Genomic DNA, 22,275 nt, shown 5'->3' with positions numbered 1-22,275 from the left:
TGCCGGACTCTATTCAATGTCGATGACCAAGTTTGTTCCAAAGAGATCCTGTCCATAATCGGCTACTAAAACGGCGTCGTATTTTCCACCGACCAATCCGCTGATCTCTATTGCAAAATCTTTACAGGTAAAGGGATAAATTTTCTGATAAGTCGATTCAAAAGTTTTTATTTTTTGGCCATCTTTCGAATATATTTCCAAGGTTAATTTAGGAACTGCCATAAATTTTCCAAGATTTTTAAGCTTGGCCCGAACTGCCTTATTGCCCGATTCAGCTTGTTTTAGGTCTACTTTTTCAAAATTCAATTTGGGGTTTTCCGGCGTACCAATGTCTGCAATGATTTGAACGGCATACCGGATTTTAGAACCTACTGTAAATTGACTGTTAAGTGCTTTATTGACCGGTTCAGCACCTTCTATCATCAACAGCGACCAGTAAGAACCGCTCAATGAAGTATCTTGCGGAACGTTGATAGTATATTGAATTTCATACGTTTCCCCGGCTTGGATAACCGTCTCGTCTACATTGGTTTCTAGCCATTTCCCAAGCCCTCTCACTTGGCCTTCGACCGGAACAAAATCGTTTCTCTCATCGCATGTTTGTAAAAGGCCGTTTTGGTAGATCAGAATTTTTTCGGTCGTTGCACCTACATTCTTTACCTGAATCTTCCCCTTTAGTAATTGCCCCTGCCTACCGGCATGAACATGTGTCAAACCATTGATAACCATTACCTTGGCAAACGTCCAATGACAAACAAGTACCAACAGGCCGGCAGCCTGCAAACAACGCGTAAACATTTCGTGAGTTCGTTAAAAAAATGAAAGAATCACCCTCAATTCAGAAGGTGATTCTTGTCCGGAATTAATTATCTGCAATAGTGTAGGTAACTGTAACAGTTGTACTGGCATCCGACTTTAAATTGGCATAGCCTCCCGAAGCAAGGGCCAAATTATACGTCAATTGATGGCCATTGTTGGCACCGTTGCCCGTGTAAGCGCTGCCAATACCGGTAAGCAAAGATTGGTCGGTGGTCGTAAGCGTGATAACCGAAGAACCTGTTGCTACGACATCTCCACCACCCGAGCCGGAGGCCGCCGCCGCCTGTACGGTCAAATTAGTACCCGGAGGAATGGTACCGCTTGATACTTTAACGTTAATTCTTCGGGAAGTAACGCCGGTAGTAGCTACAATCGAAGAATAGTTAAGCCATAACGTTGTATTGGCAGTTGGAGCGGTAATGGGGTTCCCTGCTTCGGTAGGGGCGGCAAAAGCTAAGGCGATGTCTTTAGAACCGCTTGGCTCAATGTCTACAAGGGCTACACTGGGAATTGTGATCTGTACTGTGTGCGCATCGGTTCCGGCATCCGACTGTGCTTGGGAAAGTGTGCTTATTCCCACAAAAGCAAATAGAGCAAGGTAATTGGTTTTAATCATTGTGTTTGAGTAGTTAAAAAATTGAATAAAAGAGGTAAAGAAAGCGCACGTTTTGGTTAAGCATGGTTGTAAACAGACTTTAGAAAAAATGCCCCAACGCCTCTTTCCATTCCTCTGATTTTATTCTCTGATTCTCACAATTAGGTTTTCGTGATCTGCTCTACAAACCGGTAACCATACTGAACCAACTTTAAGGCCATACCTTAAAAAATACCGTTTAAAATGCACGATTGGAATGTTCTATAATCTTATAAGAAAAAAGCAGACAGGTTGCCTGTCTGCTTTTTATACGAAATAATTATTCGAAAAAACGCAACGTCTAATAGCAAAAACTATACCGGTTAATTGGGTTTTTTAGGTGACATATACTTATCATCCTTAAACAGTACGTTGGCCGGCGCAGAAAAATGAGCCGTTACACAAACGCTATGACCTTTTTTACATTGAAATTTTCGGGTAACTCAGAGAAAGTTCGATACGAGTCAGTGGTATAAATATGGTCAATCCCTGAGATAGAGAGGCCTTTACTGAAAATTCCATGACTTACAACCAACACAACAGCGCCCGCATTACGGCTTTTCAGTAAAGAAGCTATTCCGGCAAAAGTGCCGCCGCCGTCGCACAGGTCATCGACAATAAAACATGTTTTTTGATTAAAATTTTCCTCAAATGTTTTGAAACCGGAAAGATGCCCCGTTTTTACGTCACGGTGTTTTATGAATTCCGCTACATCGTCTATTCCCAATTGCTGAGCTACTTTATATACCTTTTTTAAAGCCCCTGAGTCAGGAGAAATCAGGCAATGTCCGAGCGCTATTTGTTCCGGGAAACGTTGAGAGAAATCCTCAACCGCCGCTTTTACCAACAATGAATTGTCAATAGCCGTAGAACGATTAATTAGGGCCGTCGATACATCTGAATGCGGGTCAAAAATAGTGACGCGCTTGAATCCTCCCAAATTGAGAATATCCGCCACGATCTTCAATGAAAACGGTTCGCCGTCAGTCATAACGCGGTCCATCCGTGCCGCCATAAGGTAAGAAACGGTCAGTTCGATTTGTTCTACTCCTGCGTATTCAAGGGCATTTTTGGCAGCAAGCGCCAAAAATACATCGTTCATACTCGCCAACCGCGTTAGGATTTTACAGGATTCAACGCCTTCTAACGAACTGACGTCGATTTTAATGTGAGGCTGCCCGTCGGGAAAATTGAAGCTTTTGAATTGAATGTCTGAATTTTCGGATGTAATGAGATCAAGTGTTTTCATGAATTGCTGTGTATGTTATAATTTATTAGTAATGATTTCGTCCTTTTTCGTTGGGGTATAAACGTTGGACCACATCGCTTTGCCAAAACTGCTTTGTGTCGATGTCTATGATGCTGAGTTTTCCGTGAAAAGCAGCGCCGGTATCAACATTCCAAACATTACAGGCATTCATTGGAATATCCGTGTTATAATTGAGCGTCGGCGTATGGCCGATAAATATTTCTTTAAACAGTTTCAGGCGTTTGGGCATCATGCTGTCGTCTTTTTGGCTTCTGCGTTGCATCGTCAGCGCAGTTTCCCAAAGTGTTCTGTCCCACAAAAAATTGCTGTCATCATACTCATCCTCAGGACCGTGAATAGACGCAAACCCCGCGTGCACAAACAGGCGATTCTCGGAGTCGATGTGGTAGCTTTTCAATTGATTAAAAAAAGCCAAATGCTCCTGCCGTTGTTTTTTATCAAAGTGTCTATAGCTTTCCGCCGTGCTGCTTCCGCCGTGCATGAGCCAAACATGGGGTGCAATGCCGCTGTCGAGCCAATTTTCGCACCACATATCATGGTTCCCTTTCATAAATAGGCAAGAATGTTGTGTGGCTAATTGGATGAGAAATTCAATGACCTGAGCAGACTCACCCCAACCGTCGACATAATCACCCAAGAAAATAAGTATATCGTCGCGCTGCACCTTAGCCCGCTCAAGTACTTGCCGCAGCGCCTTCAATCCACCGTGTATATCACCTATTGCTAATGTTCTTTTCATCCTTTTTGAGCAATCCGCCGCTTTTTCAAGAAGGCTGTTTAAGAGATACAAATGTTGGCTAAATGATTAGCAAATGCAACTTCTTCTTATTTTTCGTCATTTTCGACCCTTTTTCAGTCATTAATTTCGGGAAAATACAAAAATGCGGGATGAATTTAACGTTTAAAGTTAAACCCATCCCGCAATAAAATTCTTAAATCAACGAATGATCGTCAGCAAAATCAAGCTTTGTTTTCCTCACGAATCAACTTCCTGTATTCGTCTTCCGTAGCTTTCCGCTCGTCGAAAACAAAACCGTACGCTACTATACCATGAATACCTAATCCTATACCCCACGCCCACCACAGGTCAACGGGAACTTTGCCGCCTTCGATCAGACAGAGTAAAGAAATAACCGAACAAACGATAAAATAAACAATGGCATGTTTTTGAAAACGTACGCGGCGATAAGCGATTTTCATCAAATACTCGTTGCGTTCGGGAGTAGGATCGGAGGTGAATGTTGTGTTCATGGTTGTATTTGTTTTAGGTTATTAGTTTAAATACTATTTGTCTTTGGCTGTTTGTTGAATCAAAAGTAGAAGGTAATTGCGGCGCTCAACAGCAAATTCCGACGAAGTGTAGTGAACGGCATACCAAATTTAGAATGGGTAGAGTGAAATGTTACTGCCCGTCAGGTCTGTAATCGCGGAGTGAATTACTGCTTGTCAGGATTTGCAATCCTGACATAATCTGTCGCGGATTTATAATCCGCATTCCCCCAAAAATTTTGTATTTTTGCACCATCTTTCACAGAAACTTTCAATTCATTAATGATAACGGTATCAAACGTGTCGTTGCGCTACGGTAAACGGGTGCTTTTCGACGAAGTAAATATTAAATTTAATCCGGGCAACTGCTACGGCGTTATTGGGGCGAACGGCGCGGGGAAATCTACTTTCTTAAAAATCTTATCGGGCGAAATCGACCCGCAAACCGGTACCGTAGCCATTACACCGGGCCAACGGATGGCAGTATTGAAGCAAAATCAGTTTGAATTTGATGAGTTTCAAGTCTTGCAAACGGTTATTATGGGCCACAAACGCCTGTATGACATCATGATAGAAAAAGATGCCATCTACGCCAAAGAAGATTTTACCGAAGCTGATGGTGAAAAGGCAGCCGACTTGGAAGCCGAATTCGCCGAGCTTGATGGCTGGGAAGCCGAGCCGGAAGCGGCTTCATTATTGAGCGGTTTGGGCATCAAAGAAGATTTGCATTATGCCCAAATGACTGACCTTGACCCGAGCCAAAAAGTGCGGGTACTGTTGGCTCAAACACTTTTCGGTAATCCTGATATTTTGTTATTGGATGAGCCTACCAACAACTTGGACGTAGAAACGGTCATGTGGTTGGAAAACTTTTTGAACAACTTCAAAAACATCGTCATTGTAGTTTCCCACGACCGTCACTTCCTTGACCAAGTGTGTACGCACGTGGTGGATATTGATTTCAGCAAAGTACAGATGTACGGCGGTAACTATACTTTCTGGTACGAATCAAGCCAATTGGCATTGAAGCAACGCGCCGATCAAAACAAGAAGTCGGACGAAAAACGGAAGGAATTGGAGGAGTTCATTCGTCGTTTCAGTGCCAACGTAGCCAAGTCAAAACAGGCAACGGCGCGTCAGAAGATGTTGGAAAAACTCAACGTGGACGAGATCAAACCATCGTCGCGTAAATATCCTTATATTAACTTCAAACCTGAACGCGAAATCGGTGATCAGGTATTGAATGTGGAAGGTCTTTCCAAAACCGCAGAAGACGGCACCAAATTATTTGAAAATGTATCTTTCCGTCTTAACCGCGAAGATAAAGTAGCATTCATCGGCCGCAATACCTTGGCGATCACGGCATTGTTTGAAATCCTTCAGGAACAGATCAAACCTGATTCGGGTAGTTTCAAATGGGGTGTAACGGTGACAAACGCGTATTTTCCAAAAGACAGCGATCATTATTTCCAAACGGAAGACAACCTGGTAGATTGGCTTCGTCAGTTTTCGAAAGAAAAAGACGAGAGCTTTATTCGGGGTTTCTTAGGCCGGATGCTGTTTTCGGGAGAAGAATCGCTAAAAAAAGCAAGTGTGCTTTCCGGAGGTGAAAAGGTACGTTGTATGCTCTCAAAAATGATGCTTTCAGGTTCTAACTTCCTGACACTTGACGATCCAACCAACCACTTGGACTTGGAATCAATTACAGCATTAAACAATGGTCTGATCGAATTTAAAGGGGCGATGCTGTTTTATTCACATGACCACCAATTTATTCAAACGGTAGCCAATCGCATCATCGAAATCACGCCAAACGGTATCATTGATAAACTCATGACCTACGACGAATACATTACCGACGCCCGCGTAAAAGCACAGCGTGAGGCGTTGTATGGTGAATTGGTATAGAAAATAATTAATGAATCAGTTGAAAACCATGGCTTTTGATCGGGCCATGGTTTTTTATTGGTCAATGCCAATGGCACAATTGTGCTATTGACAAACGACGACCATGCTGATAGCTTTGCCCTGTCAATGTAAACTCTAAATTCATGAAAAATCTTGTTTTCAGTTTCTTATTCACAGTTACATTTTTGGTAAGCGGCTTTGCGCAAAATACCAAAATGCATGTAAAACTTACGGGTGGAGCAAACGCCGGTACATATGATTTCAGTTCGCCCACGACTACGTGTAGTTGCAACATCATCAAAGAGATCGCTTTCGGAAATCAATTTTCGTTGGCCGACGGAAAAGGCGTAACCAGTCTGCAACTTATTGCTCCCGACCGAGCCAAAGCAATGGCGGGAACCGATGTTTTTTACGTCAAAGTAGCGTTTGGCAAACGATTGGTTGGAACAAGATACGAGATCGGAAAAGAAGCCATAAAAGTGACCGAAAAAGCAAACGGTCAATTGAAACTGTCTGAAACGGCCAACTCGACCGTGGCTACCGTCTCCGGCTCAACCAAAGACGGAGTCAAAATGGAAATAAAACTGGAGTGTTTTAAAATGATAAACAACAAAGGCGAAGAGGTCACAAAATGCCGTTGAGTTTGTCTTGATCATTTTGCAAAAACCGCCAAACGCTTGGCGGTTTTTGTGTTTTTATCTCAATAGTAACTGTCCTACTTTTTCACGATACAATTCTCCAATCGGTACTACTCCCTTGTCCAAGGTAAGCTGATGCCGTTCTATTTTTTGAATGGATTCTACCGCTACAATATATGATTTATGCACACGCAGAAATCGTTCGGGCGGTAATAAACTCAGCATTTCGGTCATGGTCATGCGTGTGATGATGCGACGATTTCGCTCATAAATGAAAAGTAAATTGGTGTCTGATTGGATGTATTGCACTTCATTGAGTTGAATCCGTACCCAATCGTAACCTTCCTTCACAAAAATAGAACTTTGTCCTTCTACACGCTGACTCAGGTGCGCATGAACCCGATTGGCAGTTTGCAAAAAACGGTCAAATTCTATTGGTTTGAGTAGATAATCAAGGGCTTGTACTTCAAAGCCTTGTAGGGCGTATTCTGAATAGGCCGTTATAAAAATGATTTGTGTTTGCCCTTTGAGAATTCGTGCTAACTCTGTGCCGAGCAGATCCGGCATTTTTATGTCCAGAAATACGCAGTCTACCCGTTCGGTTTTAAGAAAAGTCAATGCCTCTTTTACGCTCACGAAGGTTCGCTTTAAGGCTAAAAAAGGCACCAGTTCAGCGTATTGTTCAATCACCGCCAAAGAAGCCGGTTCGTCGTCGAGGGCAATGCAGGAGATTTTCATGGTTTAGAGCTGAATTGTCAAATCTACTTCAAAGGTATTTTTCTGTTGCCCGTATTTTAAAGTGTATCGGTCAGTATAGAGCAATTGTAACCGTTTTTCGGCATTTTTCAGCCCTGTTCCCGCACCTTTCTTCTCGTCCTGATTATGCGTAATGCTGTTTTCTACTTTTAGCCCTACTTTTTTATCTTCCACCTGCAAATTTATACTCACAAAACTCGGTTCATCAATGCTGATTCCGTACTGAAACGCATTTTCAATGAACGGAATCAGCAACAATGGAGCAATTTCGGCAGACTCCTGATCCCAAAAAAGCTGAGATTGAATAGATATATTGGAATGCTCGGGCAAGCGAGCGTTTTGGAGGGCAATGTATTTTTCGACAAATGCCAGCTCTTTCTGAATGGTGGTTTTCTCGTGCTGAACCTCTTCAACGCTGTGCCGCAAAATCCCCGATAGTTGTTGGACCAACTGCGCCGTAGGATTATCTTTTTCAATAAGCGCCGAACTGTAAATGGTATTGAGCGAATTGAACAAAAAATGTGGGTTTAACTGTGCTTTCAGTGATTGGATCTCCGTTTCGCGTTGCAGTTTTTCAAGTTCTGCTTCCCGCTTGCGGCTTTGCCAAACGTACATAATTAGGGTGAAAAAGGCGGTGTATAAGAGATAGAAGGTATTATCTTCAACTCCAAACATAAGCATCATATTCACAAGTCCATTGTGAGTAAGAATGTTAAAAGAATCTACTAAAAGAGCTCCAAAAGGGCGAAACAAATTTCCATTCTCAAGTTGTATTTTTATCCATTTGTCACTTTGAGTATGACTATAGGTATAATTAAAAAGAAGCCAATCGTAAAAAGCCCAAAGAAATATACGTAGAGTGCATAGGAGTACAATAAATAAGAAAAATTTGCCAATAAATTTTTTGTATTTTTTTTGAATCAAATCCTGAAAAATATACAAGTAAAAAGAGGAAGCAAATAGTGTAAGCAGCAAAGCATTTAACACGGGAGCATCTTTCTCTAAAAATAAAGTACTAACAATTGAAGGCCAAATAAATGAAATCCAATCAATCCAGTGCCCACCATCAAAGGTATATCTGTGAGTAACCGTAAATGTCCAAAAAAGCAGGACGGTTAAAACGAAAGCATAATGAAGCCCGAAAAGTCGCCGTTTATTGATTTGCATGGTTGTAAAGATAAGGATGATGATGCAAAGCAAAAACGATAGAATCAAGCGTAAAAATAAAGATGGTAAACTTCCTAAATGACGTGGTGTAACGGCAGAAATCAAGTGGCGAAGCATTCTTAAAGGCCGTCAAATAAATGCGCGGCGCTTTTGTTGTTGACTGACAACAATTTCTCGTACTTTCACCGTTAATACGCTTAAATTCTAAACCTCGTACACTAATGCGCTCCTTTTTTAGCAGTCGCTTCCAGGCCTACTTTGTCACCCTGAAAGGGTCTGAAAACAGTTTCTTTCAGAATGACAAAGACGCTCATCATCCTAACATGAAATTCGTTCGCCTTTTTCTTTTTACTGCTGTCTTTTCCACACTTTTCTTAACTCAATGTGGAAAACTCAACGAAATTCGAGTCGTTGGGCGAAATTTTGAAGATGAGATTAATCTGGCGCAAAACTTAGTTTTTACGTTCAACAAAGACATCGTTTCTGCTTCGGACCTGAACAGTTGGGAGTCAACCAAATTTGTGGAATTTATTCCTGCTGTGGCAGGTAAATTTAAATGGACGGCTCCTAATGAGCTGATTTTCTCGCCCGCCAGCGGTTTTGAACCCGCCACCGAATACCGTGCCGAACTCAGTAAAGAGTTAGCCAAGAAAACCATCGAAAAACGTTATGATGTATCGAGCGAGGAAATGGCTTTTCATACGCCCTATTTACAACTCACCGAAGCCGAAACCTACTGGACCAAATCGAGGGAAACGGGCAAGGCATTGGCCAAAGCCAAATTGCATTTTAATTACGCCGTGAATGGAAATGATGTGGGCGGAAAGTTGAAGGTAAAAAGCGAAGAAAAATCGCTTGCTTCCTTCGTTAATCAACCACAGGCAGCAGAAATCGTTACTGTTTCGTTGAACGATGCGGCGGCTGATAAAAACGAGCAACCCTTAGAATTGTCGCTCGAAAAAGGGCTGAAAGTGCCTAATACAGCCTATACAAGCAAAGAAGACATTAGTCTGTCGGGTACGCTTCCTTCGGCAACAACCCTTGAAGTGAAAGACGTCAAAACAGGATTTGAAAATAATCGTGGCGTAGTGCGTGTCGTGACAACGCAGGAACTTCAAAATGTGGACTTATCGACATTTTATACTATTCAGCCTGCGGTGCAAACCAAAGCTGAATTGACCGAAAACGGCCTTATTATTCGAGGAGATTTTAACGAAACTGACACGTACGTTTTGACGCTGACCGACCAAATGAAAGGTGTTTTGGGAGCAGGTCTGGAAGAAGCCGTAAGCAAGGATCTGTTTTTTGGCGCAATGCCCGCCAGTATTGCTTTTGTGAACAAAAAGGCGGTTTATCTTTCTTCCAAAGGCGCTCGTAATGTTGGAGTACAGATTGTGAATGTGCCTAAAGTTCAGGTCAAAATTGCGAAGATTTACGAAAACAACATTTTGCAATACCTGCGGAATAACCGTTATGAAGAATACGGCTATTTGGGTGGCGACGATAATTGGGGACCAACCGGTGCCTATAATTATCAGGAAGATGAGAATCAATCGTACAGCGATCTCATGGTTGATAAAACCGTCGAAACCGATAATTTGCCCAAAGTAAAGGGCGTTTCGGCGCTGAATTTGGGCTTGCCTGATGCGCCCAATGCCTTTCGGGGTATTTATTTGGTGAGCATTCAGTCGAAAGATGAGCAATACCAACGCGCTAATAAATTGGTGTCATTGTCGGATATTGGATTGATTGCCAAACAGGGAAAAGATGAATTGTGGGTTTTTGCCAATTCCATCAAAACTGCCGAACCGCTTGATAAGTTGGAAATCAGCCTCATTTCTTCCAATAACCAAACCGTGTTGACCGGAAAAACCGACAGCAAAGGCGTGGTCAAATTTGAGAAATTATCAGAAAAAGCGCCGAATTTTTCCATTGCGATGGTCATTGCCCATACGTCCGAAGCCCAAAGTCGCGATGCTGATTTTAATTACCTCCTTTTGGAAGATACACAGGTAGAAACGTCTCGTTTTGAAGTAGAGGGTAAACGAGACAATGCCTCGGGGTTTGAAGCTTTCATTTACGGAGATCGGGATATTTACCGTCCCGGCGAAACCATTCATTTTAATACTGTCGTACGTCAGCAAAATTGGAAAAGTGTAGGAGAAGTACCGCTGAAGATCAAAGTGTTATTGCCCAACGGCAAAGAACTCAAAACCTATCGCCAAAATACCAACGGCGAAGGAGCGGTTGAAACTTCCTTAGCGCTGGATAAAGCCGCTGTTACGGGCGGTTACAGTGTGGAAGTGTATAACGCGAACGATGTGTTGCTGGCTTCTAAAAAGCTTAACATTGAGGAGTTTATGCCTGACCGTATCAAAGTAGATGCCAAAACCAATCAGGAGTTTTACAAAACAGGGCAAGCTATCACGCTTAATGCCACGGCTCTTAATTTGTTTGGCCCGCCGGCTTCGGGGCGCAATTATGAAATGGAGTTTTCCCTAAAACGTAAAGCCTTTTTTGCCGCTAATTACAAAGAGTATTTTTTCGATATGCCGGACAACGCCACCAAGTTTGAAAATGTAGTTCGGCAGGGTGTTACGGACGATAACGGTTTAGCCAAAGAAGCTTTTCCACTTCCTGCCGAATATCAGGATATGGGCGTATTGGAAGGAAAGATATACGTGACGGTGTTTGATGAAACGGGTCGCCCCGTCAATCGCCTCAAACGTTTTGACGTATTTACGCAGGATGTGTTTTATGGAGTAAAAATGGCTGATAATTATGTAGGCCTGAACGCTCCCGTTCCCATCGGATTGGTGGCGGTAGACAAAGACGGCAAACCCAAAGCTACGGCTCAGGCGCAGGTGGATGTGATACGCATGGATTACCAAACGGTGGTTGAAAAACAGAACGAGCAACTTCGGTATACGTCAAAAAAACGGGAGAAAGTGGTGTATTCCAACGTAGTAACTTTCAAAAATGGGTTGGCAGAAGTACGGTATGTACCAACGGTTTCGGGTGAATATGAAGTGCGCGTGCGACGTTCGGGAAGTACAGGCTATTCAGTTATTAATTTCTATGCTTACGGTTGGGGAAGTACTTCAGCGTCTTCGTTTGAAGTGAGCAACGAAGGAGAAGTGCTCATGGAATTTGATAAACCAAGCTATAAAGTAGGTGATAAAGCAAAGGTTTTATTCAAAACGCCTTTTGTGGGTAAATTGCTGGTAACGGTTGAACGCAATAAGATACTGGAGCATACCTATTTAACGACCGATAACAAATCAGCCGAATTTAGTTTTTCCGTCGGCAGTGATCATTTGCCAAATGCGTTTATTACCGCCACGTTGATTCGCCCGTTAGATAATTCTAATTTGCCGCTAACCGTAGCCCATGGTTTTGCATCGGTCAAAGTCGAAGATGATGATACCAAATTGCCCGTAGAGATCGTGGCGGTGGAAAAGTCTCGCTCTAAAACCAAGCAAAAAATTAAAATCAAAACAGCGCGTAATGCTCAGGTAACGGTGGCGGTTGTGGACGAGGGAATCTTGCAGATCAAAAATTTCCAAACGCCTGACATTCACGGATTCTTTTACCAAAAACGCGCCTTGGAAGTAAACAGTCATGATCTGTATCCATTTCTGTTTCCTGAGCTTTCATTGGCCTCAACGAGCAGCGTCGGTGGGGATGGTTACGATCTGGAAAAACGCATTAATCCCCTTTCCAACGGGCGCGTCAATTTGGTAGCGTATTGGTCGGGACAGTTGGATGCAGGCTTAGACGGCGAAGCAGAATTTGAAGTGGATATTCCGCAATTTTCGGGCGATCTGCGCATCATGGCCGTGGCCTACAAAGACAATGGTTTTGGGTCAGGCAACAAAAACATGAAAGTTGCGGACCCTATTGTGATCAGCACGGCATTGCCCCGTTTCTTAAGCCCTGATGATGAGTTGATTGTGCCCGTAAACATAACAAATACCGAGAAAACATCGGCCAATGTGCAGGTAAGTCTGAGTGTAACCGGACAACTTCAAAGCCTTCAGGGGAAACCCCAAACATTAACCATTGCGCCTGAAAAGGAAAACCGTACGGCTTTTGTGGTCAAAGCCGCGCAGGCAATGGGAACGGGCAGCGTGACCGTCACGGTCAGCAACGGCAAAGAAAAATTTGTTGAAAAAACCGAATTGACAATCCGCCCTGCGACTTCTCTGTTGAAAACATCGCAATCGGGTGTGATAGCGGGTGGAAGTGCAGGAACGGTTGATCTTAGCGGAACTGGTTTTATTCCATCAACCGTCAACAGTAAATTGGTGGTAAGCCGTTCGCCGATGGTGCAGTATGCCAAAGCCTTAGACTATTTGTTGGGCTATCCGCACGGTTGTATTGAACAAACGATTTCCAAAGCTTTTCCACAATTGTATTTTGCCGACATTGCCAAGTCAATTGCCCCCAAAACGTATGTAGTCAAAACGGGAGAAAGTGATTATAATCCAAACTTCAACGTTCAGGCGGCCATTCAGAAAATAGAAAGTATGCAATTGCCGAGCGGTGCGGTGAGTTATTGGCCGGCAGCGACGGAAGAATCGGCTTGGGGAACGGCGTATGCCACACACTTTCTCATTGAAGCACAACGGGCGGGGTTTGAGATCAACCAATCGGCTTTGGGGCGTATGTTGGATTATTTGACTGCCAAAACGGGCTCGCCTGCCACCGAATATGATTACGTGTATGAAGAAGCAAGCGGCTACACGCAGGTCACTATTGCAAGTCGTTCGTCATTATACTCATTGTACGCATTGGCATTGGGAGGAAAAGCGAATCGCGCTTCCATGAATTATTACAAACAAAATCAACAGTTGTTGACATCCGATACGCGCTACTTATTGGCGGCGGCTTTCAAACAGATCGGCGATGATCGGAGTTATTATGCTTTATTGCCGGCCACATTGGCCGAAACCCGTTCAACGCGCCAGTTGAGCGGCAGTTTTGCTTCGCCTATTCGTAATTTGGCACTTACGCTGAACACATTAATAGAAACCGACCCAAGCAGTCTGCAAATTCCGACTTTAGCACGCAGGCTTTCGCAGGCACTCAACTCGACAGGCTACCTCAATACGCAGGAAGCGGCGTTCTCATTTTTGGCATTGGGTAAATTGGCTAAGAAAAATGCAGGCTCAACGGTTACCGGGAAAGTGTCGGTGAACAACAAGCAAATTGCGGCCTTTGATGGAAAAGATCTGACGTTAACAGCAACCGTCAGAAATCAGAAACCGCAGATCACCACTTCCGGCAAAGGTTCTCTTTACTGGTTTGCTCAATCGGAAGGTTTGAACGCCACGGGGGCATATGTGGAAGAAGATGCAGGGTTGCATGTAAGAAAGCAGTTCTTAAATCGTAATGGTCAACCACTTACAACGTTCCGCCAAAATGATTTGGTCGTGGTAAAAATTACGTTGACAAGTACCGATGGATCGCCCGTTGAAAACGTAGTGGTGACGGACCTTCTCCCGGCAGCGTTTGAAATTGAAAACCCGCGACTGACCGAACCACGTGACATACCGTGGATTCAAAACCCCACAACGCCTGACCATTTCGACATTCGCGACGACCGCATCAATTATTACACCACGGCCAATAACACCGCCAAGACGTTTTACTACATGGTGCGCCTCATCACTAAAGGAACGTTCACGCTCGGCCCCGTTTCGGCTGATGCGATGTATTCAGGAGATTTCAGAAGCTATTCGGGTGGTGGAAAAGTGAAAGTGGATTGATATGAAAACAAGCAGGGGCGCATAATTTATGCGCCCCTGCTTGTTTTAGTTTTCCGCCCATTTCCAATCTTTCCCAAGGATCAATTCTTTTTTGAGGCCTTGAGCGATGAGCAGATCGCGCGTTTTGTAGCTGTCTAATTTCTTGGCAGGAAGTTCATCTGCATTGGCGAGGGCGTAAAGCAACATGGCCGAGAATCGCACACCATTGACCATTTCATCACGGTTGATAAGATTAAATTTGTCGCAATTGGCGTGATAGCAACCGAATACATTGGGGGCCAAACGACCCGCAGGAGCGCCCGTCGGAATGCCTTCCAACATAAAAGGTTGATGATCGGAATGTAATCCCGCACGACTGCTGACCGTATTGGCAAAGTTGCCGTCAACTTTTCTTATTTGTTCGCCAACGGCCTGAAAGAACGGAATCAATTCATCACGACCCCCTACGCTCATTCCCTGCACATTATTGGTCATGTCGAGGTTCATCATGAACTTCACTTTATCTACCTGTTTGGTTTTGATCAGCTCTTTAACCACTTGGCGGGAGCCCAGTAATCCTTGCTCTTCACCCATGAAAAGTACAAAATCGATGGTGCGTTTGGGCTTTAATTTAAGTGCCTTAAAAGCACGGGCAATGTCCATAATTGTAAAAGAACCAAGACCGTTATCGGTGGCTCCTGTCGCCAGATCCCATGAGTCTAAATGCCCGCCAATGATGATGCGTTCGTCGGATTTTCCGGGCAAGGTTGCAATTACGTTTCGAGCCCTGATTTTTTTGCTGACGTTGCGCATATCAACAATAGCGTGCAGATCCGTATCTACTTTTATCCAATTACGGATTTCTTCGCCGCTTTCTTTAGAAATATTTACGGCGGGAATTGAAATCAATGACCCTGTCACGGATGCCGTTCCGGTCAACAGCACATTTCCCGGAACTTGATTAACAGTGATAATTGCAGTAGCACCGTATTGAATGGCTAATGCTGTTTTTTCCGAACGATGCAGGTTTTTTTGCCCGGGCCTTCCATTGATCAAACCAATGTTTGCCAAGGCTATTTTACCCTTAATTTGGTCTTTTACAGCCTCAAAGTCCTCTTCCAACCCATTTCCCACATCTACAATGGCACCATTGACCCGCGCTTGGACGGGAGAATGCGCCAGAGCTACCACCGGTACGCTGCGGAAATTATCACTTTTGTTTGGCACAACCTCAAGCGTAACGGTGTCGCGCATCCAGGATTCTACCTCAAAAGGTTGGTATTTTACGTCGGTATAGCCATATTTTTTTAACAGATTAAAAGCATATTGTTCCGCTTTTGTACCGTTGATACTTCCTGTCAGTCGATGGCCAATGGTCGAGGTAGCTTCACCCAGTGTCTCATAGGCTCGGCTGTTTTTAAGTACGTCTTGGTTGATTTTTTGGAAGGTTGAAACGTATTCATTGTCACCTCGTAAAGCTAAAAGAGCAACAAGTGAAAGACTGATTGAAAAAGGAGATAAAACTTTACAATACATAGGGGTTAGCGGAAGCTTTAATAACTTATAAAAATACAAAAAAGCATCCATTATCGTTTCGTCGTGTAAAAAGTATTTATCAAACGGTTAAGAGTGACGCAAAAGAGTTGTTCCAATCGTACAGTTTAAACACTGTTTTGCTTGGCAGAAATGTGTATAAAGTTCTATAACAGCCTGTGAATCAAAGGCTGTTTTTGTTGTTTGCCCCAATTCCGCCCATAGACCGGTCAGGTGATTTTTTTCCGCAGAAAGTTGTTCAAGAAATTCCATGGCTTTATCCAAAAAGCCTCTATTGTCACGGGCTTCCGCATAAGCCACCAAGAGTGGTACAACGGTATTAATGATAACGTTTTCCATGGAAGATTTCCCTAATGCAGGCACTTTTCCTGTGGCTTCTTTTTGAAATAAATAGTGCTTCTGCCAATAATCAGACTGTTGTATGTGCAGTAAATTACTCAGTTGCTCAACGTTTTCAGCATGAATAAATAACGAAAAAAAACCGGGATGAAGTTGAATTAACCTTGCCAATTGGGCCAACCGAACGGTCGGAAAGTTGGCGGGCCGCAACCGTAAAAATTTCCACTCATGTGGCAGGAGTTGATGTGAGTTTAATTGATACTTGATCGACAGGAAATGATATTCACGTTCTAAAGTGAGTGAATAATCATCAGCGCCTTTTGCATCGGCAAGCAACCCTGATTGACCTAATAACAGGGCTTGCAGTTGCATAAGGTTATCGCGATGTTTGAGCAAAACTTTCAGCGGCAATCCCTGTGCTAATCTGAGCATGGGTTCGGCATTGATCTTGAAACCAAAATTTTGGGCCAAAAGTTGATAGGTTGTTTCCTCCCAATCCTGCTGATTTCGCTCCAACATTTCATGAATTACGGATGCTTTCCGTTGAAGCCGCTGTAAAAGGGCGCGGTCAAGCATTGAACGTTTTTGAAGCTCCGGTACGGTTTCAAACTGACTTGCGCAGGGAATTACCTCACGGCTATCAATAAGTGAGCGGTATTTTTGAAGTAACAACAGGGAGGTCAATGATCTTAGGGCTAACGTTGGTATCAATGACCCATCGGGACGTTCAATGATGGTATCGTTTTCCCAAACAACATGCAACACAACACTGTCGTAGGCGCGGTCGTGCGTGTGCGTATGACGGTGCCAATCCGAACTTCGCAGGTGCATTTCGATGTTACCCACCCATTCAAGCCCGTCAATGAGTATCCTTCCATTCAGAAAATCCGGTCCGGCATTGGTATTGCGCAGCCCAACGGATAAGATTTGCAGAGCTTCGCCTGCAACGGTTTGTAGATTTGTTTTTTGGAAGTACTGAAATTGCCACAGGAAATACAGAAAATCTTCGGACATAGGGTTCGGTTCAAAATAAATAGGGCTAAATTGAGTTATATTAAATGGTTTATTTTCTTCAAATTACAGTGTGATTACGGTCTTGTGCGTGTCCACAATGGTGGAGTAAAGTGATTTCAATAATACCCTTATATGATTTTTAAAAGACTGTCTATGAAACGGTTTCCACTACTTATATCATTTGCCCTTCTCCTGTTAGGTTTAAACACAGAAGCCCAAGTTGTAAAACTGTCGGAAGACCCGACTCAGTTTATTGCCGATGCCCAGAAAATGATGGCGCTGAGCGGTAATCCTGTTTACGTCAAAGCGGCTAAAAATCTGGAGACCTTATGGTTGGACAGTCGTATGACGCAAAACCATCAAAAAAGTATCGTTGCGCTCTCGCGAAGAATGGTGGCAAAAGGATATAAACCTGCCATGCCACATTTTGAACAGTTTTTCAGTGGGATCAACGCGGCCTTCAACGGAACATATGCTAACCCCGCCGAAGTCGATAATTATCTGGCGGCGGCAAATCAAGTGGTGGAAACGTACGATACAAAAAGTGCGCTTAAATACTTTGAAATTGCGCGTACGCTGTTTGAGAATCGTGTGATCTATACTACGAATTTCAATAAGTTGTTTGCTTTTGAAGGCACGTTCAGTTTTCGTTTTATTGATGCCGTCGCTGATGCTGCCAAAGGTGCCGATCCGGCAAAACCCAACGCAGCAAACGATGGATGGGGCACTGTAACGGCAGATTCGACAGGATTATTGAGTAGTGCTACCGCTTATGAAAAAAAGCCGTTGCCGACCGTAACAGGAGCTATTGTTGAATTCAAAAATGTGAATTTGGTCATGACAACCGCCAATGATTCCGTTCCCATTACCCAGACAAACGGGCAATTGGCGATAAAAGAAGGTATCTGGCTGGGCAAAGGCGGAAAGTTGACGTGGGAAATGGCGGGTACGCCGGATATATATGTTACGTTCAGCGGTTATAGTTTTAACATAGGTTTGCCTAAGCTGATCACCGATGATGCCAAATTGAATTATGCGGCCAAACTTTCTCAACCCATTGACGGCGTTTTTGAGTACGAAAGCAAACGCCGCAGCAAGGGGCAGCCGTCGCCTTATCCGCGATTTGTGTCGTACCAAAACGATGCTCAGTTGAAAGGCTTAAGTAAGAATATCCGCTACAAAGGCGGTATTTCGTTGGTAGGTTTGAAATTGTCGAGCAATTCACTCAGTCAGGAGCCTTCCACCATTATTATTAACAACGGCAACAAAGTAGCTTTTAAATCAAGCAGTCGCCGGTTCGAGTTTGCGGATTCACTTATTACGTCAACGTTAGCCAGTTTTTCAACGTACTTGGGCGACAAAGATTCGCTGTATCACCCTGCTATTCGTCTTTCCTATAACGATTCCGAAGGTTTGGTAAAGAGTCAGCGCGCCGAACGGACGGGTTATCAAAATACGCCTTACACCGATTCTTACCACAAAATGTACATTGACGCAGAAATGCTGCGCTGGAATTTTGTGAAAAATGAGATCGAATTTTCGGTCATTGCCGGCAAAAATGTTGTCCCCATTCGCTTTGAATCATTTAGTTTTTTCAAACCCGAGCGCTTCCGCGCCATGAGTGAGCAGTACGGTTTTCATCCGTTGCTGATGGTGGCCAATTACATAGCCAAGCAAAAAACACCTACCTTCTTCCCGGAAGACATTGCTCAATTTAATAAACGTGACGCCGCCGCGATTCGCACAGCCTTTAATCAATTGAGCGCGGACGGCTACCTAATGGCAGATCCAAAGACAGGATTGTTTAAAATGACCAATAAAGGGCTTTTGTACGTATTGGCCAACAATAAACAAACTGACTTTGATAATTTTCAGGTATCTTCTTTGTATCCATCCAATACTACTACTGCCAACGCTTCCATTGATCTAAAAGACAACGTGTTAACCATTAGGGGAGTCGATAAATTTACGATCAGTGATTCGTTGAAAATCGTAGCTATTCCGTCCGATAAACAAATCAAAGTATACAAGAACCGGGATTTTATGATGAATGGGTTGCTGATGTCGGCCAATTTCCGATTCAATGGACGCGACCTGATGTTCAATTATGATAAGTTCTTTGTAGATCTGAACAAAATAGACAAGGTCACTTACATACCCAAAGCGGCCTATGACAAAGGAAGTACAACCGAAGTCGGTGGAGATATTGTTTATGAAAAATCAGGAAGGATTTACCTGAATGATCCCGGCAATAAATCCGGAGGTAAGAAAAACTCGGTCTTTCCGCGTTTGAGCGTGCCTGAAGGAATGACCGTTTATTTTGACCAACCGGATCGGGGAAATTTAGCCTATGGCAAAAAGGTCTTTTTTAAGATTCCGTCGTTGGATTATGACAGCTTGGCCATGCAGGATATTGTATTTATCGGTACGTTCAATTCCGATGGCATTTTCCCAACCTTTCAGGCACAGCTTCGCTCTATGCCCGACAATTCTTTAGGGTTCAATTATACTCCACCTGCCGCAGGATATAAAGTTTACGGCTCCAATACCACTGTTAAGTTTACGAAAGAGTTGGTGATGGATAAACAAGGGCTGCGTTCGCAGGGTGAAATCACGCACTTAAGTGCGCGGATTCCTACGCAAGCTATGCTGTTTATGTCTGATTCATTGATTGCAAGCGGAGCTGAAGCGGAAATCAAAGAAGCAACCATTGGTAAGGCCTATTTTCCTAAAGTGGAATTGCGAAATTATAGCCTCCGCTGGATGCCGAAAGCCGACAGTATGTCGCTGACAACCAAGGGAAACACCTTCAATTTTTACAATGCAACCACCAAACTTGACGGACGTATCGTGCTGCGTTCTACGGGTTTATACGGTAAAGGGTTATTACGACGTGATGACTCCGAGCTTACCTCTCAGGACATTAAATTTAACAAAGAAGGTTTTTTGGCGGGAGAATCACAGTACAAGATCATCTCGGCCACGAACGCCACGCGTCCCGTTTTGTTAGGACAGAATGTTGACATTGATTTTAACATCGTGAAAGGCTTGGTTGGAATTTCGACCAATAAGAATTCACTCGAAAATACGTCAATGGATTTTCCTTTTGCGGCTTATCGCACGTCCATTAATAGGGCGCAATGGAATATAAACGCTAAGACGATTGCCATGAAAGGTGATGTAGCTACTTCTACTTTTACGGCTACCGCTCCCGAACAGGAAGAATTAACCTTTAACGGGTCGTCGGCTTTGTACGAAATTGAGAAAATGACGCTTAATATCGGCGGAGTTCCGTTCATAAAAACAGCCGATGCTAAAGTATTGCCTGACAAGGGTTTGGTGGTGGTGCACCGCAACGGAGAAATGATGCCGTTCAAAAATGCACGTTTGGTACTTGATACATTGAACGAATACCACCGCCTCAAAAATGGTAATATCCAGATCGTATCGCGCACGAAATTCTCGGGAGACGCTACCTATTTGTATGCTACGGTTACCAACGATACCATTCCGGTCAAAATGGGCAATTTTGATTTGCGACAAGTGGCAACGGCTTCCGCTTCAACGAGCAGTCGACTTCCGCAGAGCAAAGCAAAAGTGTTCTCGACCGTTGCCAAGGCTGAAATTGTGGAGGCTGACAATTTTGTGGTGGGACCACGATTGCAATACAAAGGCGGTATGACCATGTTGGCTCCCGAGCCGAATCTGCAATTTGATGGGTATATCAAGCCGATCATCAAGAAACGACCGGATTTAGTTGCGTCCTGGATTCCTTTCAAAGAAATGCCTACCAAAGATGTAGCCCTGAAAGTGACGCCTGCGCTTAAAAATGAATCAGATCTGCCTATTTCTGTCGGATTACATTACCGTTCGGGTGCTGACGGTTTGTACAGTACATTCTTATCACCGAAAGAAACCCGTAACGATCAGACGATTTTTGAAGCGCAGGGTTTATTACGCTTTGATGCAAAAAGCAAATCATTCAAAATTATTCCCGAAACAAAATCCGTCGATGAATTGGTAGACGAAGAAAATGCATACACGTTTAATGACGCCAAAGGAACCATCAATTATCAGGGTAAACTCAACCTGATTCATGACCGAACCGAGAAAGCGGGTGAAGAGATGATTCTGTCGGCAGGAAGTGTGCAAACCAACATTGACAGTACTACCTACCGATTCAATACATTATTGTCGCTTAACTTCCCGGCCAACCGTGAGATCATTGCGAAAGCTGCTGAGAATATTGTTCAGACCAACTTAGACGAACAAAACAGCGACCCGGCCGAACCTGAATTTGAGCGATTGGGTGCAAAATTGTCGGCCTTGATCGGCCGTAAAGCTACCGATAGTTACATCGCACGAACAGCGGCGGCGTACAAACCTTTATTTGATGCTTCTCCCAAATTCAACGCTACGTTGGTATTGTCGAATGTTGATTTCAGATGGTCGGCTCCGCAAAATACGTTTTACAGCGTTGGAAAGATCGGCGTATCAAACCTTGGAAACACCGATATCAATGCCCAAATGGAAGGTATGATCGAAATTCGTAAAAATGCCCGTGGCGATGAAGTCAGCATTTATATAGAGTCGTCGGAAGATGTTTGGTATTATTTCGATTGGCAACAGGGCAAATTGGCGATGGTGACGTCAGTACAGGAAGTCAATGATTTTATTACGGTCAAATCGAAGGATAAAAAAGAGTCGACCGTGATATCCATCGGCATGGAAGAGCGAGATATGTTTATGAGCCGATTCAATTCGCAGTATCGTCCAAGAACCAAAAAGCCAACTTTGGCCAAAACTCCGGCGAAAGGTGCAGCTAAAACCACTCCGTCAGCCGGCAATAAAACTGCCGCCGCGCCGGTAACCAAAGAAGAAAAAGTGGAAGAAGTAGAAGCAGATGCACAGGAAGAGGATACTGATACCAAAACAGCCGATAAAGTAGCGGATAAAGCAACGCCGGCGAAAGGAAAGAAAGATACCAAAACTTCAAAAGAAAAAGATACTAAAACGGCCGCAAAAACAACCGATCCAAAAGATCCCAACGCAAAGCCCGGCGCCAAAGTAGTGCAGACACCGCCGAAAGCACCTGTTAAGAAAAAAGAGAAAGCAGAGGAGAAAGAAGGTTTTTAGAAAATATTGCTTATCAGGCAT

Annotated in this window: 13 protein-coding genes; 4 read left to right on the top strand and 9 right to left on the bottom strand. The window is 43.7% G+C overall.

Going from position 1 to position 22,275, the window contains the following annotated elements; genetic code table 11:
• Positions 1–9: 9 nt before the first annotated feature.
• The 5 genes from ACQY73_RS18010 to ACQY73_RS17990 form a co-directional block, all read right to left on the bottom strand.
• The gene (locus tag ACQY73_RS18010; RefSeq protein ID WP_428653373.1) at positions 10–798 is read right to left on the bottom strand and encodes a hypothetical protein; all 789 of its coding nucleotides are present in this window, start codon (positions 796–798) and stop codon (positions 10–12) included.
• A 64-nt stretch (positions 799–862) separates the two neighbouring features.
• Complete coding sequence (locus ACQY73_RS18005) at positions 863–1,435, bottom strand: hypothetical protein (protein WP_428653371.1); 573 nt, start codon at positions 1,433–1,435, stop codon at positions 863–865.
• A gap of 415 nt (positions 1,436–1,850) precedes the next feature.
• Positions 1,851–2,702, bottom strand: coding sequence for a ribose-phosphate diphosphokinase (prs, locus tag ACQY73_RS18000; RefSeq protein WP_428653368.1), 852 nt, complete (start codon positions 2,700–2,702; stop codon positions 1,851–1,853).
• Positions 2,703–2,727: 25 nt separating this feature from the next.
• Positions 2,728–3,462: a metallophosphoesterase gene (locus ACQY73_RS17995; RefSeq protein ID WP_428653365.1), complete on the bottom strand. Its 735-nt coding sequence runs from the start codon at positions 3,460–3,462 to the stop codon at positions 2,728–2,730.
• Between the two features lie 221 nt (positions 3,463–3,683).
• Positions 3,684–3,974, bottom strand: a complete 291-nt coding sequence (locus ACQY73_RS17990; RefSeq protein ID WP_428653363.1) for a 2TM domain-containing protein — start codon at positions 3,972–3,974, stop codon at positions 3,684–3,686.
• Positions 3,975–4,274: 300 nt separating this feature from the next.
• Between ACQY73_RS17990 and ACQY73_RS17985 the strand changes: the two genes are divergently transcribed.
• Both ACQY73_RS17985 and ACQY73_RS17980 read left to right on the top strand, forming a co-directional pair.
• On the top strand, positions 4,275–5,900 hold the full coding sequence (locus tag ACQY73_RS17985; RefSeq protein WP_428653361.1) for an ABC-F family ATP-binding cassette domain-containing protein: 1,626 nt from the start codon (positions 4,275–4,277) through the stop codon (positions 5,898–5,900).
• 143 nt (positions 5,901–6,043) lie between these two features.
• Positions 6,044–6,541 carry a hypothetical protein gene (locus ACQY73_RS17980; protein ID WP_428653359.1) on the top strand — a complete coding sequence of 166 codons (498 nt, stop codon included), beginning with the start codon at positions 6,044–6,046 and terminating at the stop codon, positions 6,539–6,541.
• Between the two features lie 54 nt (positions 6,542–6,595).
• On the opposite strand, the gene ACQY73_RS17975 is transcribed toward ACQY73_RS17980, so the two are convergent.
• Together ACQY73_RS17975 and ACQY73_RS17970 are read right to left on the bottom strand one after the other, a co-directional pair.
• Positions 6,596–7,276, bottom strand: a complete 681-nt coding sequence (locus tag ACQY73_RS17975) for a LytR/AlgR family response regulator transcription factor (RefSeq protein WP_428653357.1) — start codon at positions 7,274–7,276, stop codon at positions 6,596–6,598.
• 3 nt (positions 7,277–7,279) lie between these two features.
• Positions 7,280–7,909 (bottom strand): sensor histidine kinase, encoded by a 630-nt coding sequence (locus ACQY73_RS17970; protein WP_428653355.1) that lies wholly within the window; start codon positions 7,907–7,909, stop codon positions 7,280–7,282.
• A gap of 875 nt (positions 7,910–8,784) precedes the next feature.
• On the opposite strand from ACQY73_RS17970, the gene ACQY73_RS17965 reads away from it, so the two are divergent.
• The gene (locus tag ACQY73_RS17965) at positions 8,785–14,232 is read left to right on the top strand and encodes an alpha-2-macroglobulin family protein (RefSeq protein ID WP_428668491.1); all 5,448 of its coding nucleotides are present in this window, start codon (positions 8,785–8,787) and stop codon (positions 14,230–14,232) included.
• Positions 14,233–14,277: 45 nt separating this feature from the next.
• Here ACQY73_RS17965 and ACQY73_RS17960 read toward each other — a convergent pair whose 3' ends face one another.
• Positions 14,278–15,747: a M20/M25/M40 family metallo-hydrolase gene (locus tag ACQY73_RS17960; protein ID WP_428653353.1), complete on the bottom strand. Its 1,470-nt coding sequence runs from the start codon at positions 15,745–15,747 to the stop codon at positions 14,278–14,280.
• Between the two features lie 87 nt (positions 15,748–15,834).
• Positions 15,835–17,118, bottom strand: a complete 1,284-nt coding sequence (locus ACQY73_RS17955; RefSeq protein ID WP_428653351.1) for a DUF2851 family protein — start codon at positions 17,116–17,118, stop codon at positions 15,835–15,837.
• Between the two features lie 153 nt (positions 17,119–17,271).
• On the opposite strand from ACQY73_RS17955, the gene ACQY73_RS17950 reads away from it, so the two are divergent.
• Positions 17,272–22,254 carry a hypothetical protein gene (locus tag ACQY73_RS17950; RefSeq protein WP_428653349.1) on the top strand — a complete coding sequence of 1,661 codons (4,983 nt, stop codon included), beginning with the start codon at positions 17,272–17,274 and terminating at the stop codon, positions 22,252–22,254.
• The last annotated feature ends 21 nt before the right edge of the window (positions 22,255–22,275 follow it).

Origin of the sequence: Runella sp., from assembly GCF_965279615.1 — a bacterium.
Taxonomy (GTDB): Bacteria; Bacteroidota; Bacteroidia; order Cytophagales; family Spirosomataceae; genus Runella.
This window is presented reverse-complemented; position numbering and strand designations above follow the sequence as displayed.